Genomic DNA, 15,568 nt, shown 5'->3' on the forward strand with positions numbered 1-15,568 from the left:
TCTCAGGTCGCGTCGCGCGGTGCGCGCCTGAGCGACAGTCGGAATACGGTGTGTCCCGGAACCGACTCAGCCAAGATCCAGCCGTCGTGGTCCGAGATGATTTTGCTGACCAGCGCCAGCCCAAGACCGGTGCCGTTTTCCCTGCCCGACACAAACGGATCGAAAATGTCGCTGCGGATCTTGTCCGGTAGCCCCGGGCCGTCATCGATGATTTCAATCTGCAGGGGCAAAGAATGCCCCGAACCGTCGCTGCGGCGCAGGCGGAAGGAATGTTCGAAATACGTCCGCAGGCGGATTGTCCCGCCTTTGGGGGACGCCTCGGATGCATTTTTGAGCAGGTTCAGCACCACCTGCAAAAGTTGATCCGGGTCACCATAGGCCAGCGGCAACGAGGGGTCGTAATCCTCGATAATCGTCATATGCGCGCCAAAGCCCAACAGCGCTGAGCGCCGCGCACGGTCCAGAACGTCGTGGATATTGACTGGTTTGAAATCTGGCTGGGTCAGGTTCCCAAATTGCTCGACTTGCTCTAACAGCTTCACTATTCGGCGGCTTTCAGCAACGATAAGATCTGTAAGTTCAAGGTCTTGCTGACTGATATTCATGCTCAGAAGCTGCGCAGCCCCGGTGATCCCCGCCAATGGGTTCTTGATTTCATGTGCCAGCATTTCCGCCATGCCAATCGCCGATTGCGCCGCAGATTTTACCGTGTTGCCCCGTGTCATCCGCCCCGCCAGTTCGCGTGGGGACATGGTCATGATCATCGACCCCGGATGCCCAAGCAGCGGCGCAATTTGCAAAGCGCATTGCAGCGGCGCCCGATTGCCTGACCCCACATCCACATCGTTCACGAAAAGCGGTGTGCCCTGTTGGCGTGCGCGCAAAAACGCTTCTTCCAGTGGGGCATCCACGGCGATCTGGTCCCAGACCGGGTGACCGATGACTGCATTGCGGGACGCATTCAGGAACCCCTCCCCGGCGGAATTCACATCTGTGATCCGGTCATCGGCATCAATGATGAAAGCCGGAACCGGCAGCGAGGCCCAGATGTTTTGGTCCGAGGTCATGCTGCGGCCTCTGCGTCGCTGTGCAGGGCATCGCCCAACAGACGCAGCACCTCGGTGGTATCCCGCGAGGTCAAAACCGCACGGCGCAAGGTTGCCGGGGTCGCGGCCTCATCCATGTACCAGCCGAGATGTTTACGTGCCACGCGCAGCCCCAGATCGGTGCCGTAAAAGTCCAACATCGCCTCATAATGACCGCGCACCATGTCGATCAGGTCGCCATTGGCGGGGATGACCGGCGCTTGTGCGCCATACAAGTCGTGGCACATCTGGGCCAGCAGCCAAGGCTTACCCTGCGCCCCACGCCCAACCATGACGCCATCAGAGCCTGACTGGTCCAAAGCAGTGCGTGCCGCGTCAGAATTCACGATATCCCCGTTCGCGATGACGGGGATCGAGACCGACTCTTTCACTGCCCGGATCGCTTGCCAGTCCGCGCGTCCTTTGTAGAACTGGCACCGCGTCCGCCCGTGGATTGTGACCAGTTGGATGCCCGCACCCTGCGCCCGGCGCGCCACATCCGGTGCGTTCAGCAAGTTGTGGTCCCAACCCAGACGAGTTTTCAAAGTGACCGGAATGTCGACAGCCTCGACCACGGCCTCAATCAGTGTCAGCGCGTGATCCGGTGTCTTAAGCAGCGCCGAACCGGAATAGCCATTCGTCACCTTCTTTGCCGGGCAGCCCATATTGATGTCGATCACCCGCGCGCCACGATCGGCCACCTGACGCGCAGCCTCGGCCATCCAATGCGCCTCGCGCCCGGCAAGTTGAACAGCGGTGTTTTCAACGTCAGCAGACAGCTCGGCCCGTTCCCGCACGCCCGGTTTGGCCTGAACCATTTCCTGACTGGCGACCATTTCGCTGACGACCATGCCCGCGCCAAAGCGCATCACCAGATCGCGGAACGGTCGATCGGTGATCCCGGCCATCGGGGCCAGCATGACCGGCGGATTTAAGGTTTTGTCGGCGAGGTGCAGGGTCAACGTGCTTAATCCTTGGGCAGTTGCGACTTAGATATCGAATTCCGCGCATATGAACAACAAAACGGCAGGAAACAAGCTTGCAAAATCACCACTTGCCTATTTTTTAAGCAACTCGACGCGGGTGATTGCCTCTACATTCACCGCAGCTTAAACACTGCGCTCAAATCATCGGAGAATTCGCCCAATGACCACCGCCGCCATCATCGTCGCCGCAGGACGCGGATTGCGCGCCGGAGGCGGCATTCCCAAGCAATGGCGACCATTGGCCGGACGCAGAGTTGCAGACTGGACCATCGACCGCTTTCGCCATCAGGTCGATCATATTGTTCTGGTGCTGTCCGAGGATGATAAGACCGCTTGGGACGAGTTTTTAGGCTCTGATCTGCTGCTGGCAAAAGGTGGCAGCGATCGTGCCGGGTCGGTACGGAACGGGCTGGATGTATTGGATGGGATGGGGATCGAACATGTCCTGATTCACGACGTCGCTCGCCCCTGCGTGAGCAGCCAGACCATTACAGGCGTCCTGACCGCCCTGACCAAGCATGAGGCTGCAGCGCCCGGTCTGTCCGTTACAGATGCGCTTTGGACCGGTGACGAAGCCGTCGTTACGGGTACGCAGGACCGGACGGGTCTTTTCGCAGCCCAGACCCCACAGGGTTTTCGCTATGACGCGATTGTCGCGGCGCACGCGGCCCATTCTGGCGGCGCGGCGGACGATGTCGAGGTCGCCCGCGCCGCTGGCATGAACGTCGTGATCGTGCCAGGCGATGCCGATAACATCAAAATCACAAGACCCGAGGATTTTGCCCGGGCGGAACGCGTATTGGGGACAGACATGGATGTGAGACTGGGCAACGGCTATGACGTGCATCGCTTTGGCGACGGGGATCACGTGATCCTGTGCGGCGTCAAAATTCCGCATGACCGGGGGCTACAGGGCCATTCGGATGCGGATGTCGGCATGCATGCGGTTACTGATGCAATCTATGGCGCGCTGGCGCAGGGCGATATTGGCCAGCACTTTCCACCCTCGGACCCCCAATGGAAAGGCGCGGCAAGCGAGATATTCCTCCGCCACGCGGTCGAGTTGTCGGTCCAGATGGGTTACAGTATTTCAAATGTCGATTGCACGCTGGTCTGCGAATACCCCAAGATCGGTCCGCACGCGCCCGCGATGCGTGAAGAAATGGCGAGTATCATGGGGTTGCGCGCCGATCAGATCTCGGTCAAGGCGACCACGTCCGAACGTCTGGGCTTTACCGGACGCAGCGAAGGCATCGCCTCGCTGGCCACAGCTTGTCTGGTGAAGTCATGAACGCCGCGCGCCTGATCGGGACCGTTTGCGGCGTCGGATATCTACGCCCTGCACCCGGAACATGGGGATCTCTGGCCGCCTTGCCCCTGGCTTGGGTCCTTCATACGCTGGGCGGCTTTCCATTGCTGGTCCTCGCCACTGTCGCTGTTTTCGTCGGCGGCCTGTGGGCCACCAAAGTGATGACTGCTGGTCAGGAAGATCACGACCCGTCTGAAATCGTCATCGACGAAGTTACCGGGCAGTTCATCGCGCTTTGGGCCATTTCCTACCCATCCTGGGCGCATGGAATCGATATCACAGCCCTTTGGCCCGGCTGGATCGCAGGTTTCCTTCTGTTTCGCCTGTTCGACATCACGAAACTCGGCCCGGTGGGTTGGGCGGATCGCAAAGGTGACGCGATGGGTGTGATGCTGGACGATGTGATCGCCGGCGTCTTTGCCGGGATCGGCGTTCTGGTTCTTGCCGGCATCTCGCACGGTGTTCTGGGCCTATGAGTGTCGCCGCTTTGCTTGACCGCGCCAAGGCGCAAGGCGTGATGATCGCGACAGCCGAAAGCTGTACCGGCGGCATGGTCGCTGCTGCGCTGACGGATATCCCGGGCAGCTCGGCCGTGGTGGATCGCGGGTTTGTCACCTACACCAATGACGCCAAGCAGCAGATGCTGGGCGTAAACGCCGAGACTCTGGCAACCCATGGCGCTGTGTCCGAAGAAGTCGCGCTGGAGATGGCAGAAGGTGCATTGAAGAACTCGCAAGCCCAACTGACCGTTTCGATCACCGGCATCGCAGGCCCTGGCGGATCAGAATTCAAGCCGGAAGGCCGCGTTTGCTTTGGGCTCGCTGCCGACGGACAGAAGACAAAGACCGAAACGGTCGAATTTGGGCCGTTGGGACGTGACAAGGTCCGCATTGCGGCCCGCGATCATGCTCTGAACCTTCTGTCGCACGGCGTTTCGTTGTTCGCTCAATAATAAAGCACTCTGTACCTTTTGACGCCTATTTTATCATCGGTTGATAAAAGGCCCTTAAAACAGGCACCCAAAACCCCGTCCGCCTCTTTTTTCCCCGTCCTCTCTCCGCTTCAACGCCAGCCACGCAAGCTGAAGACGCCACAGAGGAGACCGGCTGATGAACGGAGCCGATACCGCCTGGATCATAGTTGCAACTGCACTGGTCCTATTCATGACATTGCCGGGCCTCGCCCTGTTCTATGGCGGTCTCGTCCGCGCCCGCAACGTGCTGAGCGTTTTCATGCACTGCTTCAGCATCGCCTGTTTGATGAGCATCCTGTGGTTGGTCGCCGGATACTCGATCGCATTTGGTGACGGCGGGTCGGGTCTGTGGGGCGGTCTCGGCAAAGCCTTCCTGAACGGAGTTGACGTCGACAGCCTGTCGGGCACCCTGCCCGAGGTACTGTTCTTTGCCTTCCAGATGACATTCGCAATCATCACCCCCGCCCTGATCATCGGCGCATATGTCGAGCGTGTGGGTTACGGGTTTGTCATGATCTTCTCAGGCCTGTGGATGCTGCTGTGCTACGCACCCGTCGTTCACTGGATCTGGGGCGGTGGCATTCTGACCGATGGCGGCATTCTGGGCGAGATCGGCGTGCGTGACTTTGCCGGTGGCATCGTGGTGCACGAAACCGCAGGTCTGGCCGCGCTGATCATCGCCGTAGTTCTTGGCCCTCGCCGCAACCGCACGACCCCGCCGCACAATCCGGGCTATGTCATGATCGGTGCCGCGATGCTTTGGGTTGGCTGGTTTGGCTTCAACGGCGGTTCACAATTGGCGGCAGATGGCGGTGCCGCCATGGCGATAACAGTCACGCATATCTCGGCCGCAACCGCATCGCTGACATGGGCGCTGTATGAACGCATCAAATACGGCAAAGCCTCGATGGTGGGCCTGGTTACAGGTACGATTGCGGGTCTGGCCTCGATCACCCCAGCCTCGGGATATGTCGATCCGGTTCAGGCGCTGATCATCGGTGCCGTAGCAGGCGTGTTGTGTCAGGAGGCCGTGAACATCATCCGTAACAAGCTGAACATCGACGACACTCTGGACGTGTTCGCGGTGCACGGCGTAGGCGGCATCTTTGGCACCATCATGATCGCTGTGTTCGGCCTGGGTGCCTGGACCGCGCAGTTGGGCGGGCTGGTGATCGTGGGTGCCTTTACGGCAGTTGTCACATTTGTGTTGATCAAGGTGGTTGCGCTGATCACCCCGCTTCGCGTAGATGCAGAAACCGAGACAAACGGGCTCGATCTGTCGGTACACGGCGAGCGTGCCTATGACATGAGCAGCTAAGCCCACCTTGGCTGCCTCTTGCCCGCAAGGGCCAAAGCGGGCCTCTTCGTGAGGTCCGCTTTTCTTTTGCGCACACCCCTCTCGACTCTGGGACGGGGGACAGGCTATCAGCCCGCAATGCCATTCAGCCCAGAGGTACCGTTATGATCCCCAGTTCATTCCCCGACAGCACCGAAATCGCTCGCCTTACCGCACGGATGTTGCTGGAGATCAAAGCCGTCCATTTCAATTCGCGTGAGCCGTTCACACTGGCCAGCGGCTTGCCCAGCCCAACCTATATCGACTGCCGCAAGCTGATCTCGTACCCGCGCATTCGGTCGACCCTGATGGATTTCCTGACCGTCACCGTGATGCGGGATGCCGGGTTTGAGGCATTCGACAATATCGCCGGCGGTGAGACCGCGGGCATCCCCTTCGCCGCCATGGTGGCTGAGCGTATGGCGCTGCCGATGACCTACGTGCGCAAAAAGCCAAAGGGTTATGGCCGCAACGCTCGTATCGAAGGCGCGATGAGCGAAGGAGAGCGCGTGCTGCTGGTCGAGGATCTGACCACCGATGGCGGGTCCAAGCTGTCCTTCGTGGATGCGATCCGCGAAACAGGTGCCACTTGCGGGCACACGGCGGTCATCTTCTACTATGGCATCTTTCCCGAGACTGAAAAAACGTTGGGCGACCACGGCATCCAACTGCATCACCTTTGCACATGGTGGGATGTTCTGGCCGAGGCCAAAGCGCAGAAAGCCTTTGATCAGGAAACACTTGACGGTGTCGAAGCCTTCCTGAAAGACCCGCGTGGCTGGCAGGAAGCAAATAAATCCACGTAAACCTCTTGTGGACAGATTGGGGATAAGCCCGGAAGAATCGGGCGACCGGCCACGATATCTGGTGACTTTTTCCCCAAATCCTACATAATAAGCTACGCATACACAGGTATCCAAACTGTCAGGAAAGTTATCCCAAGGCTTTATCCATAGTTAGCCACAGGTATTTCCAGATAGCCGACACGCCGAAATAGCGTGTAGAAAGCGCCGCAGGGCAGCGGGGACAAAATGAACGAGATCAGCAGCATCGAGCAGGCAGCAGCTCGGATTCAGAACGCCGAAACCATGCCGCATTCCATTGAGGCCGAACAGCAGCTTCTGGGTGCGATCCTGACCAATAACGATCTTTATGATCGGGTCGCCTCGATCATCGGGGCCGAGCATTTCTATGACCCGGTTCACTCTCGGATTTATGAGGTCGCCTCGACCCGGATAGCTAAGAATGCGCTGGCCTCGCCCGTGACGCTGAAATCCTTCATGGCCGAGGATGAGGGCCTGCAGGAACTGGGTGGCCCGGCCTATCTGGTCAAACTGGCGGGCGCATCGATCAGCGCCTTTGCGGTGCATGACTATGCCCAGATGATTTATGATCTGGCAATCCGGCGCGAGCTGATCCGGCTGGGTCGGGATATCTCGGACAAGGCGGCGCGGGTTGATGTCTCAAGCGAGCCGAAAGAACAAATCGTCGAGGCCGAGCAACAGCTTTATCAGTTATCCGAGCAGGGCCAGACCGAACAGGGATTTCAATCCTTCCTCAAGGCGGTCACAGAAGCCGTCAACGTCACCAACGAAGCGTACCAGCGCGGTGGTGGCATGGCAGGGATTTCCACCGGTCTGGCCGACTTGGACAAACAACTGGGTGGATTGCACCCGTCTGACCTGATCATTCTTGCCGGTCGTCCGTCGATGGGGAAAACCTCTTTGGCGACCAACGTGGCATTCAATGTGGCCAAGGCGTACAAACGTGGGCTGAAACCAGACGGCTCAGAGGGCGCGATTGACGGCGGTGTCGTTGGCTTTTTCTCATTGGAAATGAGTGCGGAACAGCTGGCAGGCCGAGTTCTGGCTGAAGCCTCCGAAATCTCATCCCATAAGATCCGCCAGGGTGACATGACCGAGTCCGAGTTCCGCCGCTTTGTCGACGCGGCCAAGGAACTGGAAGCCTGCCCGCTTTTCATTGACGACACGCCCGCCCTGCCGATTTCGCAGTTGGCGGCTCGGGCACGCCGTTTGAAACGGACACATGGTTTGGACCTGCTCGTTATCGACTACCTGCAGCTGTGCCGGGGCATGGCCGAAAACCGCGTCAACGAAATTGCCGAGATTTCGATGGGCATGAAAGCCATCGCCAAGGAATTGCAAATTCCGGTGATCGCCCTGTCCCAGCTTTCGCGTCAGGTTGAAAACCGCGACGACAAACGCCCACAACTGTCCGACCTGCGGGAATCAGGCTCGATCGAACAGGACGCCGACGTGGTGATGTTCGTGTACCGCGAGGAATACTACAAGGAACGCGAAAAGCCCGGCGATCACGAACTGGAAAAGATGGAAGAGTGGAAGCAGGCCATGGAACGTCTGCACGGCAAGGCCGAAGTCATTGTCGGGAAGCAGCGCCACGGTCCCATCGGCACGGTCGACCTTTCGTTCGAGGCGCAGTTCACCCGTTTTGGAAATCTGGTAAAACCCTGGCAACAGGACGGGCAGATTGAGGGGTATTAACCCTTACCATAGCTCGGGTTTGTTGAATGCACTGACACATTGAGATGGCCCCTTGAACGGCGCCATCTCAACCCCCGTCAATGATTGCCCCAACCACCCGTGCGGATGGCTTAACGGCAGAGGAGCTTGGGCGACTTTTTCTGAAATCTGCAAAAACCCGGTTTTACCGTAGTAGTTCGGATCACCGTAGGTCACCACAAAGTCCACTTTGTCACGGCGCAGCTCGTCCAACCCAAACGTGATCAGTCGCTGCCCAATCCCCGCTTTCTGGTGATCCGTACGCACGGCAACCGGCGACATCAAGAACACCTGTCGAAGGTCTTGGCCAAAGCGCAGCCGCGAAAACAGGATGCAACCCTGCACTTGGGGATCATCATCGGCAATGGCGGCGTGCAGGTCATCTCTGTCCGTCGTCTCCAACAAATCGCTGACCAGCGCACTGATCACTGCTCCCTCTTCTTTACTCTCAGATGCCGTGAATACGTCGCGAAACAGTTCAGGCAGTTCGGTCGCATACGCATTGTAGTCCCAGGTCATTTTCAGCATGGAATTCATCTCACTTCATCGTCCGGCTCTGAGTAAACGATATACTTATACAACGTTCGTTGAATACGTGGCGGATACAATGTCGAGGCAACTGTAATACTCCTAAAAGTCAGGCAAACCGCCATTGTCCCTGCGATAGCAGCTAGAAGCCGCCCAGCACTCGCAAAATCTCCTCAAGAATTGCTGTTTACCCCCTTGACCTGCCGCAATCCAATGTCATGAACACTCCATGGGTACCGCACACTTAACGATCAATCTTCATGCGCTCGCCAGCAATTGGCGGGCATTGGACGCAAAAACAAAAGTCGAAACCGGAGCAGTTGTCAAAGCTGATGCTTATGGGCTTGGAGCTGGGCCAGTGTCTGCGACCCTGGCTGAAGAAGGGGTTCGCCAATTTTTTGTCGCCGCCGCCGAAGAAGGCGCCGCTGTGCGCGACGCGGTAGGCCCCAAGCCGCAGATTTTCGTGTTCTCTGGTTTCATGGAAGGGGACAATGGGCTACATTATGCAGATAATCTGATCCCTTTGATCAATTCGCCGGAACAGTATAAAAGGCTCCGGCAGGCAATGCCGGATCGCCCTTTTGGGGTCCAATTGAACAGCGGCATGAACCGCCTTGGGCTTGAGCCCGCAGACTGGGCTGAACTGCGGCCCGAGATGGAGGCCAATAACCCGGTGGTAGTTATGTCACATCTGGCCTGCGCGGATGAGCCTGATAACCCGATGAACCAACAGCAGTTGAAATCCTTCCGCGAGATGACAGATGGCGTGACTGCCCTCCGTTCTCTGGCTGCTACGGGTGGTACGATGTTGGGGTCCGAGTTCCACTTTGACTTCTGCCGCCCCGGCATCGGCCTGTACGGCGGCATGCCCTTTGCCGACGCGAAACCTGTTGTCGCGATCGACCTGCCTGTTATCCAAGTCCGCCCTGTCGACGTCGGTGAAACGGTCGGATACGGCAACAGCTGGATTGCGCGTCGTCCCTCTCGCATTGCAACCGTTGCCGCCGGTTACGCTGATGGTTTGCACCGCGCCATCGGTGGTGGGATCGACGTGTTTTTTGGCGACCAGCCCTGCCCGGTTGTCGGACGCATCTCGATGGACCTGATCACGGTTGACGTCACCGATCTGCCCGAAGATCCCGAACGCCTACGCATCCTGAACGGACATCAAACAGTCGACGATCTGGCCGAAGCCGCCGGCACCATCGGATATGAAATCCTGACGTCGCTGGGCGCGCGTTTTTCCCGGGGATACGTCGAATGAACCCATTGGCCGCGCTGGGTGGGTTGGGCCGTGCTGTCCTGTCCATGCTTGCCAACTTTGGCAAGGTGGGAATATTCGCGCTGGACGCGATCTCACACATCTTTCGGCCACCCTATTACCCGCGCGAGTTTGCCGTTGCCCTGATGAATGTCGGCTGGCTGTCGCTGCCGGTTGTTGGCCTGACTGCCATCTTCACCGGCGGTGCCCTTGCCTTACAAATCTACGCAGGCGGCGCGCGTTTCAACGCCGAGGCCGTGGTGCCCCAGATCGTCGCCATCGGCATGGTGCGTGAACTCGGCCCTGTTCTGGTCGGCCTGATGATCGCCGCGCGCGTGACCTCGTCCATCGCGGCCGAAATCGCGACCATGAAAGTGACCGAGCAGATTGACGCGCTGGTCACCCTGTCGACCCACCCGATGAAATACCTGACGGCGCCGCGTGTTCTGGCCGCCTTGATTACGGTGCCCCTGTTGGTCGGGATCGGAGATATCATCGGCATTGCAGGCGGTTACGTGGTCGCAACGCAAAATCTGGGTTTCAACGCGGCGACCTACCTACAGAACACGGTCAACTTTCTTGAGACCAAGGACATCGTGTCATCTCTGGTCAAAGGCGCGGCTTTCGGCCTGATCGCGGCCATCATGGGTTGCTATAACGGCATGAATTCGGGCCGCGGCGCGCAAGGTGTGGGCCGGGCCACCAAATCCTCGGTCGAATCCGCCGCGATTATGATCCTCGCTGCCAACTTCATTCTCACAGGGGTGTTCTTCTCGGTATGATCAGGATGGAGAACGTAGCGAAAGCCTTTGGCGACAATCAGGTTCTGCAAGGCATGAGCCTTGAGATCCCCAAAGGCACCTCGATGGTCATCATCGGCGGCTCGGGCACCGGTAAGTCCGTGGCTCTGAAGTGCATTCTGGGCCTGATCAAACCCGATAGTGGGATGATCTACGTAAACGGTAAGGACGCTGCGAAAGGCGACCGCGACAAATTCCTGGCCCGCTTCGGGATGCTGTTTCAGGGCGCGGCCCTGTTCGATTCCCTGCCCGTCTGGCAGAACGTTTCCTTCCGCCTGCTGCGCGGTCCGTTGAAGCGCCCCGCCGAATACGCGCGCGAAATCGCCATTGAGAAACTGCGCCGTGTGGGCCTGAAATCTGACGTGGCCGACCGGTTCCCGTCCGAACTGTCAGGCGGCATGCAGAAACGCGTGGGCCTCGCCCGCGCCATCGCCGCCGAGCCAGAGATCATCTTCTTTGACGAACCCACCACCGGCCTCGACCCGATCATGTCCGGCGTCATCAATGACCTGATCCGCGAGATCGTGACCGAGATGGGCGCCACCGCTATGACCATCACCCACGACATGAGCTCTGTCCGCGCGATTGCGGACAACGTGGCCATGCTGCACGGAGGCGTCATCCAATGGACCGGCCCGGTCAGCCAGATGGATGCCTCGGGCGATCCTTATGTGGAACAGTTCATCAGCGGGAGTGCGGAAGGGCCGATTGAGGCGGTGCGGTGATAGTGCAAACTGCGCAAAAAAGATTGTGATCCGTTTTCTACTAGAATTTGTCATGTAAACTGCGAGTCTCGCAATTCATTCGCTGTAGACTTTCGTCTCCTGTAAAAATACGGAACAAGAATTTTTGAAAGATCAAGAACTTGAAAAAGTTTCTATCATTGGCAAAAGAGTTTGGAGCTCGCTATTCGGGCCCACTTCGTTTGATCGCCTGTGCCTTGCCAGTTGTAGTCTGGAAGTTTCTTTTTCCCGAATGGTACTATGAATCTTCATATTCTACGCAAGCCGATTTTGCCTTGGTAGTGGTCCTTCCATTTGTTATCATTTACATGTTTTGGGATTTCTTCAAACTCAAACGAAGAAATTCGAAGAAAGGAACTTCAGCAAAGGACACTTAGGCCCAATAGTTATGTGCTCATGTGAACTTTGATGGAGCCAATGACCCTCCGCCTCGCCACCCTCTCCCTCCTGATCCTCTACCCCATCGCGTGGTTCGCCCCACTGATGCGTGCGGGGCTGTTGCCGATCTTCGGTCTCAGTGAAATCAGCGTCATCACCGGCCTGCAATCCTTATGGAAGTCGGACGTCTTTCTGGCGCTGATCGTCACAATCTTCGCCCTCTTCGCGCCCTACGTCAAAACCATCGGCACCGCATTGATCCAATGGGACCTGCTGGACCCGCGCGTCCAACCTGCACTCAACCTTCTCGGGAAACTGGCGATGGCCGACATTTTCCTGATCGCGCTCTATATCACGCTGGCGAAGGGAATCTCCTACGCGACCATCGAAACTGCGTGGGGTCTTTACCTGTTCACAGCGTGCATTCTGGCCTCACTCGCATTGGGCCACATTACCGAAATGACACGCGGATCACGAAATTCTCAGACGTAATTGATTGAAAACGCTTATCTGAGTATCATCTTTATATTTCGAGCAGAAAATTTTTGTAGTTTCGGTCCTAAGCGGATCATTCTGTGTGCGTTAGATGTCCCCGCTTTGGGCTGGTGTGTTCCGGTTTCAAAAGGAGTTCGTCTAAGATGACTGCCCTCCACAACATCACATTGCAATTTCAGAATGCCTTTTTAAGATTGACTTTTTTCCTCATATGCACTGCGGCCCTGTTCTCGGTTGGCGCGTGTTTTCTGTCCGCTTTGGGGGTTCTGCCCTGGCTATCTATGCAGGCCGGTTTCGGCACAGGTCCAGCTGTCGACGCAGGTATGTATGTCCAGATAGGCCTGACGGTGCTGATTCTCATGTTAGCGTTTTATCTTCCCGCAAACGCCCGGATGATGGCGCTTGAAACGTCACATCGTAAGTTCTCATTGAACATGCATGACGTGGCTCAGGCTTATCACTTGGCCCATTCAGCAGATCGCGGCGAAACGTTTCTGCTGTCCTCAGAATTCGACGCGGTCAAGGAAAGGATGGCCTTCCTGCGCCACCACCCCGACCTGCAATCGCTTGAACCCGAAATCCTGGAGCTGGCCGCACAAATGAGCCAAATCAGCCAAGAGCTGGCAGAAACCTATGGTGATGCGCGCGTCAGCCGTGCTCGCACGTTCCTGCAGCAACGTCAGGAAGAAATTGAGACGTTCCAGAAGCGGATCGAAGAAGCGCAAGTCATCCAGCATGAACTGCGCCAATGGACCCACGATGTCGAGATGGAAGAATCCATTGCCAAATCGCAGCTGGCACGTTTGCGGGACGAACTGTTTGAACTGCTGCCCGAATTGTCGGCACAGCTGCAATCGCCCGCCGACGACCGCGATCCCAAGAAATCGAGCGTCATAGCAATGTCGCCGCCCCGCGCCGCGGAATAGGCGCGACAGCGCCCGCCGGGGACGATGGCCCATAGGGCCTAAGGACGCGGCGCGCCACCGGCAGCGATGAAAGCCCTACAAGGGCTTGAAGAACCGTCCGCGCTCGGGCACCAAGGCCGAATGGCAAAGACAACTTTCTCCTGCTCAGCCTGTGGCGCAACGCATTCCCGGTGGTCCGGGCGATGTGACGGCTGCGGCGAATGGAACACAATAGCGCAAGACGTGCCTCTTTCGGCTGGCCCTGCAAAGAAATCCCTCGGCGGCAAACGTGGCCAGTCCATTACACTCACGGACCTGTCGACCGAGGAAACACCGCCGCCGCGCACCTTGTGCGGCGTAGACGAGTTGGACCGCGTTTTGGGTGGCGGTCTGGTCCCGGCCTCGGCCCTGCTGGTTGGGGGCGATCCAGGTATCGGCAAGTCGACGCTGCTGTTACAGGCCGCAGCGCGGTTTGCGCGTGCGGGCGTCAAGACCATCTACGTATCTGGCGAAGAAGCCAGCGCTCAGGTGCGCATGCGCGCGCGCCGGCTGGGGCTAGAGGATGCACCGGTCCAACTGGCCGCCGAAACCAATCTGCGGAACATACTGACGACGCTTGAGGCTGAGAAACCCGGTCTGGCCATCATCGACTCGATCCAGACCATGTGGGCCGACAATGTGGACAGCGCACCGGGCTCGGTGTCACAAGTCCGGGCCGCGGCGCATGAATTGACCACGTTTGCGAAACGACACGGTGTTTCAATCATCATGGTCGGCCACGTCACTAAAGAAGGCCAAATTGCAGGTCCCCGCGTGGTCGAACATATGGTGGACACAGTCCTATACTTCGAAGGAGAGCGCGGCCATCAGTTCCGCATTCTGCGGGCGGTCAAGAACCGCTTTGGCCCTGCGGACGAGATCGGCGTGTTCGAAATGACAGGCAAAGGCCTGGCACAGGTGACCAACCCATCGGCCTTGTTTCTGTCCGAGCGCGGAACACCCAGCCCTGGGTCAGCAGTCTTTGCCGGGATCGAAGGCACACGCCCCGTTTTAGTTGAATTACAAGCGCTTGTAGCCCCGTCCCCGCATTCACAACCGCGCCGGACCGTTGTCGGTTGGGACAGTGGAAGGTTGGCAATGATCCTCGCCGTGCTCGAAGCGCGTTGCGGCATACCTTTTGCGGGTCTCGATGTGTACCTTAACGTCGCTGGTGGCTTGAAAATCGGTGAGCCCGCCGCGGACCTGGCGGTCGCTGCAGCCCTGCTGAGTGCCCGAGAAGACACAGCCCTGCCCGCAGATACCGTTGTTTTCGGAGAAATCTCGTTATCCGGGGCACTTAGACCGGCCCCGCAGACAGAAAACAGGTTGAAAGAAGCCCAAAAACTTGGTTTCACATCGGCAATCGCTCCGGCGGGCGGCAAAACCGGTACTGTGGCAGGTCTGACACTCACCCGACCCTCTGATTTGGTTGGGTTTGTTGGCGAAACCTTCGGAGCAGGTTAAGGTCGTCCCCTGAGGGGCAGAAAAAGAACAGGCGAGGGCCATGGAAGGTTTTACAATAATTGACGGGGTCGTTGCCCTGATCATCGTCGTTTCAGGCATTCTTGCCTATTCGCGCGGCTTCTTACGTGAGGTTCTGGCCATCGCAGGCTGGGTCGCAGCCGCGGTGCTGGCCTTTATCTTTGCGCCCCAAGCGGTACCGCTGGTCAAAGAGATCCCGGTTGTCGGGGATTTCCTGCGCGACAGCTGCGAATTGTCGGTCATCACGGGCTTTGCCGCAGTCTTTGCGATTGCTCTGATCATCGTCAGCATCTTCACCCCGCTTTTCTCGTCGATTGTTCAACGATCTGCGTTGGGTGGTCTCGATCAGGCGCTTGGTTTCTTCTTCGGCATCGCCCGCGGCATCCTGTTGGTTGCCATCGCATTCTTTGTCTATGACACGGTGATGACGGGTCAGTCCTATACGATCGTTGACGAAAGCCGCTCGGCCAAAGTGTTCGAGCAGTTCAGCGACAAGATCGAAGAACAGAACCCCGAAGCGGCTCTTGGCTGGGTCACCCGCCAATATGAAGAACTGGTCGCCAGCTGCACGGAAGGTTCCGCACCCGCTGAGGATCTGACAGCCCCAACGACCACGGAATAAACAGACGTCAAAATAAATCAGACGTCAGAATAATAAAGCCCGGCATCAGCCGGGCTTTTTTCTAGGTGTTGCGGGACGAAGACGCA

At 58.0% G+C, this 15,568-nt stretch carries 16 protein-coding genes; 13 read left to right on the plus strand and 3 right to left on the minus strand.

Features of this window, described 5'->3' with window-relative positions:
- Positions 1-2 precede the first annotated feature (2 nt).
- Positions 3-1,067 (minus strand): two-component system sensor histidine kinase NtrB, encoded by a 1,065-nt coding sequence (locus AC2FJF_RS03700; RefSeq protein WP_496696576.1) that lies wholly within the window; start codon positions 1,065-1,067, stop codon positions 3-5.
- Positions 1,064-2,047, minus strand: coding sequence for a tRNA dihydrouridine synthase DusB (gene dusB, locus AC2FJF_RS03705; protein ID WP_496723054.1), 984 nt, complete (start codon positions 2,045-2,047; stop codon positions 1,064-1,066). Before dusB ends, AC2FJF_RS03700 begins: the two co-directional genes overlap by 4 nt.
- Positions 2,048-2,231: 184 nt before the next feature.
- Between dusB and AC2FJF_RS03710 the strand changes: the two genes are divergently transcribed.
- From AC2FJF_RS03710 to AC2FJF_RS03735, 6 genes are all read left to right on the plus strand, one after another.
- On the plus strand, positions 2,232-3,362 hold the full coding sequence (locus AC2FJF_RS03710) for a bifunctional 2-C-methyl-D-erythritol 4-phosphate cytidylyltransferase/2-C-methyl-D-erythritol 2,4-cyclodiphosphate synthase (RefSeq protein ID WP_496723056.1): 1,131 nt from the start codon (positions 2,232-2,234) through the stop codon (positions 3,360-3,362).
- Positions 3,359-3,856, plus strand: a complete 498-nt coding sequence (locus tag AC2FJF_RS03715; RefSeq protein ID WP_496723058.1) for a phosphatidylglycerophosphatase A family protein — start codon at positions 3,359-3,361, stop codon at positions 3,854-3,856. Before AC2FJF_RS03710 ends, AC2FJF_RS03715 begins: the two co-directional genes overlap by 4 nt.
- Positions 3,853-4,332, plus strand: a complete 480-nt coding sequence (locus AC2FJF_RS03720; protein ID WP_496723059.1) for a CinA family protein — start codon at positions 3,853-3,855, stop codon at positions 4,330-4,332. Before AC2FJF_RS03715 ends, AC2FJF_RS03720 begins: the two co-directional genes overlap by 4 nt.
- A 157-nt stretch (positions 4,333-4,489) precedes the next feature.
- A complete protein-coding gene (locus AC2FJF_RS03725) occupies positions 4,490-5,671 on the plus strand; it encodes an ammonium transporter (RefSeq protein ID WP_496723061.1) in 1,182 nt (393 codons plus the stop codon).
- 143 nt (positions 5,672-5,814) lie between these two features.
- Positions 5,815-6,495 carry an orotate phosphoribosyltransferase gene (locus tag AC2FJF_RS03730; protein ID WP_108858457.1) on the plus strand — a complete coding sequence of 227 codons (681 nt, stop codon included), beginning with the start codon at positions 5,815-5,817 and terminating at the stop codon, positions 6,493-6,495.
- Positions 6,496-6,720: 225 nt separating this feature from the next.
- Complete coding sequence (locus AC2FJF_RS03735; protein ID WP_496723064.1) at positions 6,721-8,211, plus strand: replicative DNA helicase; 1,491 nt, start codon at positions 6,721-6,723, stop codon at positions 8,209-8,211.
- Positions 8,212-8,214: 3 nt separating this feature from the next.
- Here the strand turns inward: AC2FJF_RS03735 and AC2FJF_RS03740 are convergent, their stop codons facing one another.
- Positions 8,215-8,757 carry a GNAT family N-acetyltransferase gene (locus tag AC2FJF_RS03740; RefSeq protein WP_496723066.1) on the minus strand — a complete coding sequence of 181 codons (543 nt, stop codon included), beginning with the start codon at positions 8,755-8,757 and terminating at the stop codon, positions 8,215-8,217.
- A gap of 229 nt (positions 8,758-8,986) precedes the next feature.
- Here AC2FJF_RS03740 and alr point away from each other — a divergent pair, with 229 nt between their 5' ends.
- The 7 genes from alr (at position 8,987) to AC2FJF_RS03775 (ending at position 15,482) form a co-directional block, all read left to right on the plus strand.
- A complete protein-coding gene (gene alr / locus AC2FJF_RS03745) occupies positions 8,987-10,021 on the plus strand; it encodes an alanine racemase (protein WP_496723068.1) in 1,035 nt (344 codons plus the stop codon).
- Positions 10,018-10,800 (plus strand): MlaE family ABC transporter permease, encoded by a 783-nt coding sequence (locus AC2FJF_RS03750; protein WP_496723071.1) that lies wholly within the window; start codon positions 10,018-10,020, stop codon positions 10,798-10,800. Before alr ends, AC2FJF_RS03750 begins: the two co-directional genes overlap by 4 nt.
- Positions 10,797-11,543: an ABC transporter ATP-binding protein gene (locus AC2FJF_RS03755; RefSeq protein WP_496723073.1), complete on the plus strand. Its 747-nt coding sequence runs from the start codon at positions 10,797-10,799 to the stop codon at positions 11,541-11,543. Before AC2FJF_RS03750 ends, AC2FJF_RS03755 begins: the two co-directional genes overlap by 4 nt.
- A gap of 435 nt (positions 11,544-11,978) precedes the next feature.
- On the plus strand, positions 11,979-12,431 hold the full coding sequence (locus AC2FJF_RS03760) for a paraquat-inducible protein A (protein WP_496723075.1): 453 nt from the start codon (positions 11,979-11,981) through the stop codon (positions 12,429-12,431).
- 146 nt (positions 12,432-12,577) lie between these two features.
- The gene (locus tag AC2FJF_RS03765) at positions 12,578-13,360 is read left to right on the plus strand and encodes a DNA repair protein (protein ID WP_496723077.1); all 783 of its coding nucleotides are present in this window, start codon (positions 12,578-12,580) and stop codon (positions 13,358-13,360) included.
- A gap of 120 nt (positions 13,361-13,480) precedes the next feature.
- Positions 13,481-14,842 (plus strand): DNA repair protein RadA, encoded by a 1,362-nt coding sequence (radA, locus tag AC2FJF_RS03770; RefSeq protein ID WP_496723079.1) that lies wholly within the window; start codon positions 13,481-13,483, stop codon positions 14,840-14,842.
- A 40-nt stretch (positions 14,843-14,882) separates the two neighbouring features.
- Positions 14,883-15,482 (plus strand): CvpA family protein, encoded by a 600-nt coding sequence (locus AC2FJF_RS03775; protein WP_496723081.1) that lies wholly within the window; start codon positions 14,883-14,885, stop codon positions 15,480-15,482.
- Positions 15,483-15,568 lie beyond the last annotated feature (86 nt).

The sequence above is a fragment of the Ruegeria sp. CDSB013 genome, from assembly GCF_059611165.1.

What these genes read in the sequence shown, in the direction of transcription:
- AC2FJF_RS03700 (WP_496696576.1), bottom strand. Translation starts at nt 1,067, where the DNA reads ATGACCTCGGACCAAAACATCTGGGCCTCGCTGCCGGTTCCGGCTTTC.
- AC2FJF_RS03710 (WP_496723056.1), top strand. Translation starts at nt 2,232, where the DNA reads ATGACCACCGCCGCCATCATCGTCGCCGCAGGACGCGGATTGCGCGCC.
- AC2FJF_RS03715 (WP_496723058.1), top strand. Translation starts at nt 3,359, where the DNA reads ATGAACGCCGCGCGCCTGATCGGGACCGTTTGCGGCGTCGGATATCTA.
- AC2FJF_RS03720 (WP_496723059.1), top strand. Translation starts at nt 3,853, where the DNA reads ATGAGTGTCGCCGCTTTGCTTGACCGCGCCAAGGCGCAAGGCGTGATG.
- AC2FJF_RS03725 (WP_496723061.1), top strand. Translation starts at nt 4,490, where the DNA reads ATGAACGGAGCCGATACCGCCTGGATCATAGTTGCAACTGCACTGGTC.
- AC2FJF_RS03730 (WP_108858457.1), top strand. Translation starts at nt 5,815, where the DNA reads ATGATCCCCAGTTCATTCCCCGACAGCACCGAAATCGCTCGCCTTACC.
- AC2FJF_RS03735 (WP_496723064.1), top strand. Translation starts at nt 6,721, where the DNA reads ATGAACGAGATCAGCAGCATCGAGCAGGCAGCAGCTCGGATTCAGAAC.
- AC2FJF_RS03740 (WP_496723066.1), bottom strand. Translation starts at nt 8,757, where the DNA reads ATGCTGAAAATGACCTGGGACTACAATGCGTATGCGACCGAACTGCCT.
- alr (WP_496723068.1), top strand. Translation starts at nt 8,987, where the DNA reads ATGGGTACCGCACACTTAACGATCAATCTTCATGCGCTCGCCAGCAAT.
- AC2FJF_RS03750 (WP_496723071.1), top strand. Translation starts at nt 10,018, where the DNA reads ATGAACCCATTGGCCGCGCTGGGTGGGTTGGGCCGTGCTGTCCTGTCC.
- AC2FJF_RS03755 (WP_496723073.1), top strand. Translation starts at nt 10,797, where the DNA reads ATGATCAGGATGGAGAACGTAGCGAAAGCCTTTGGCGACAATCAGGTT.
- AC2FJF_RS03760 (WP_496723075.1), top strand. Translation starts at nt 11,979, where the DNA reads ATGACCCTCCGCCTCGCCACCCTCTCCCTCCTGATCCTCTACCCCATC.
- AC2FJF_RS03765 (WP_496723077.1), top strand. Translation starts at nt 12,578, where the DNA reads ATGACTGCCCTCCACAACATCACATTGCAATTTCAGAATGCCTTTTTA.
- radA (WP_496723079.1), top strand. Translation starts at nt 13,481, where the DNA reads ATGGCAAAGACAACTTTCTCCTGCTCAGCCTGTGGCGCAACGCATTCC.
- AC2FJF_RS03775 (WP_496723081.1), top strand. Translation starts at nt 14,883, where the DNA reads ATGGAAGGTTTTACAATAATTGACGGGGTCGTTGCCCTGATCATCGTC.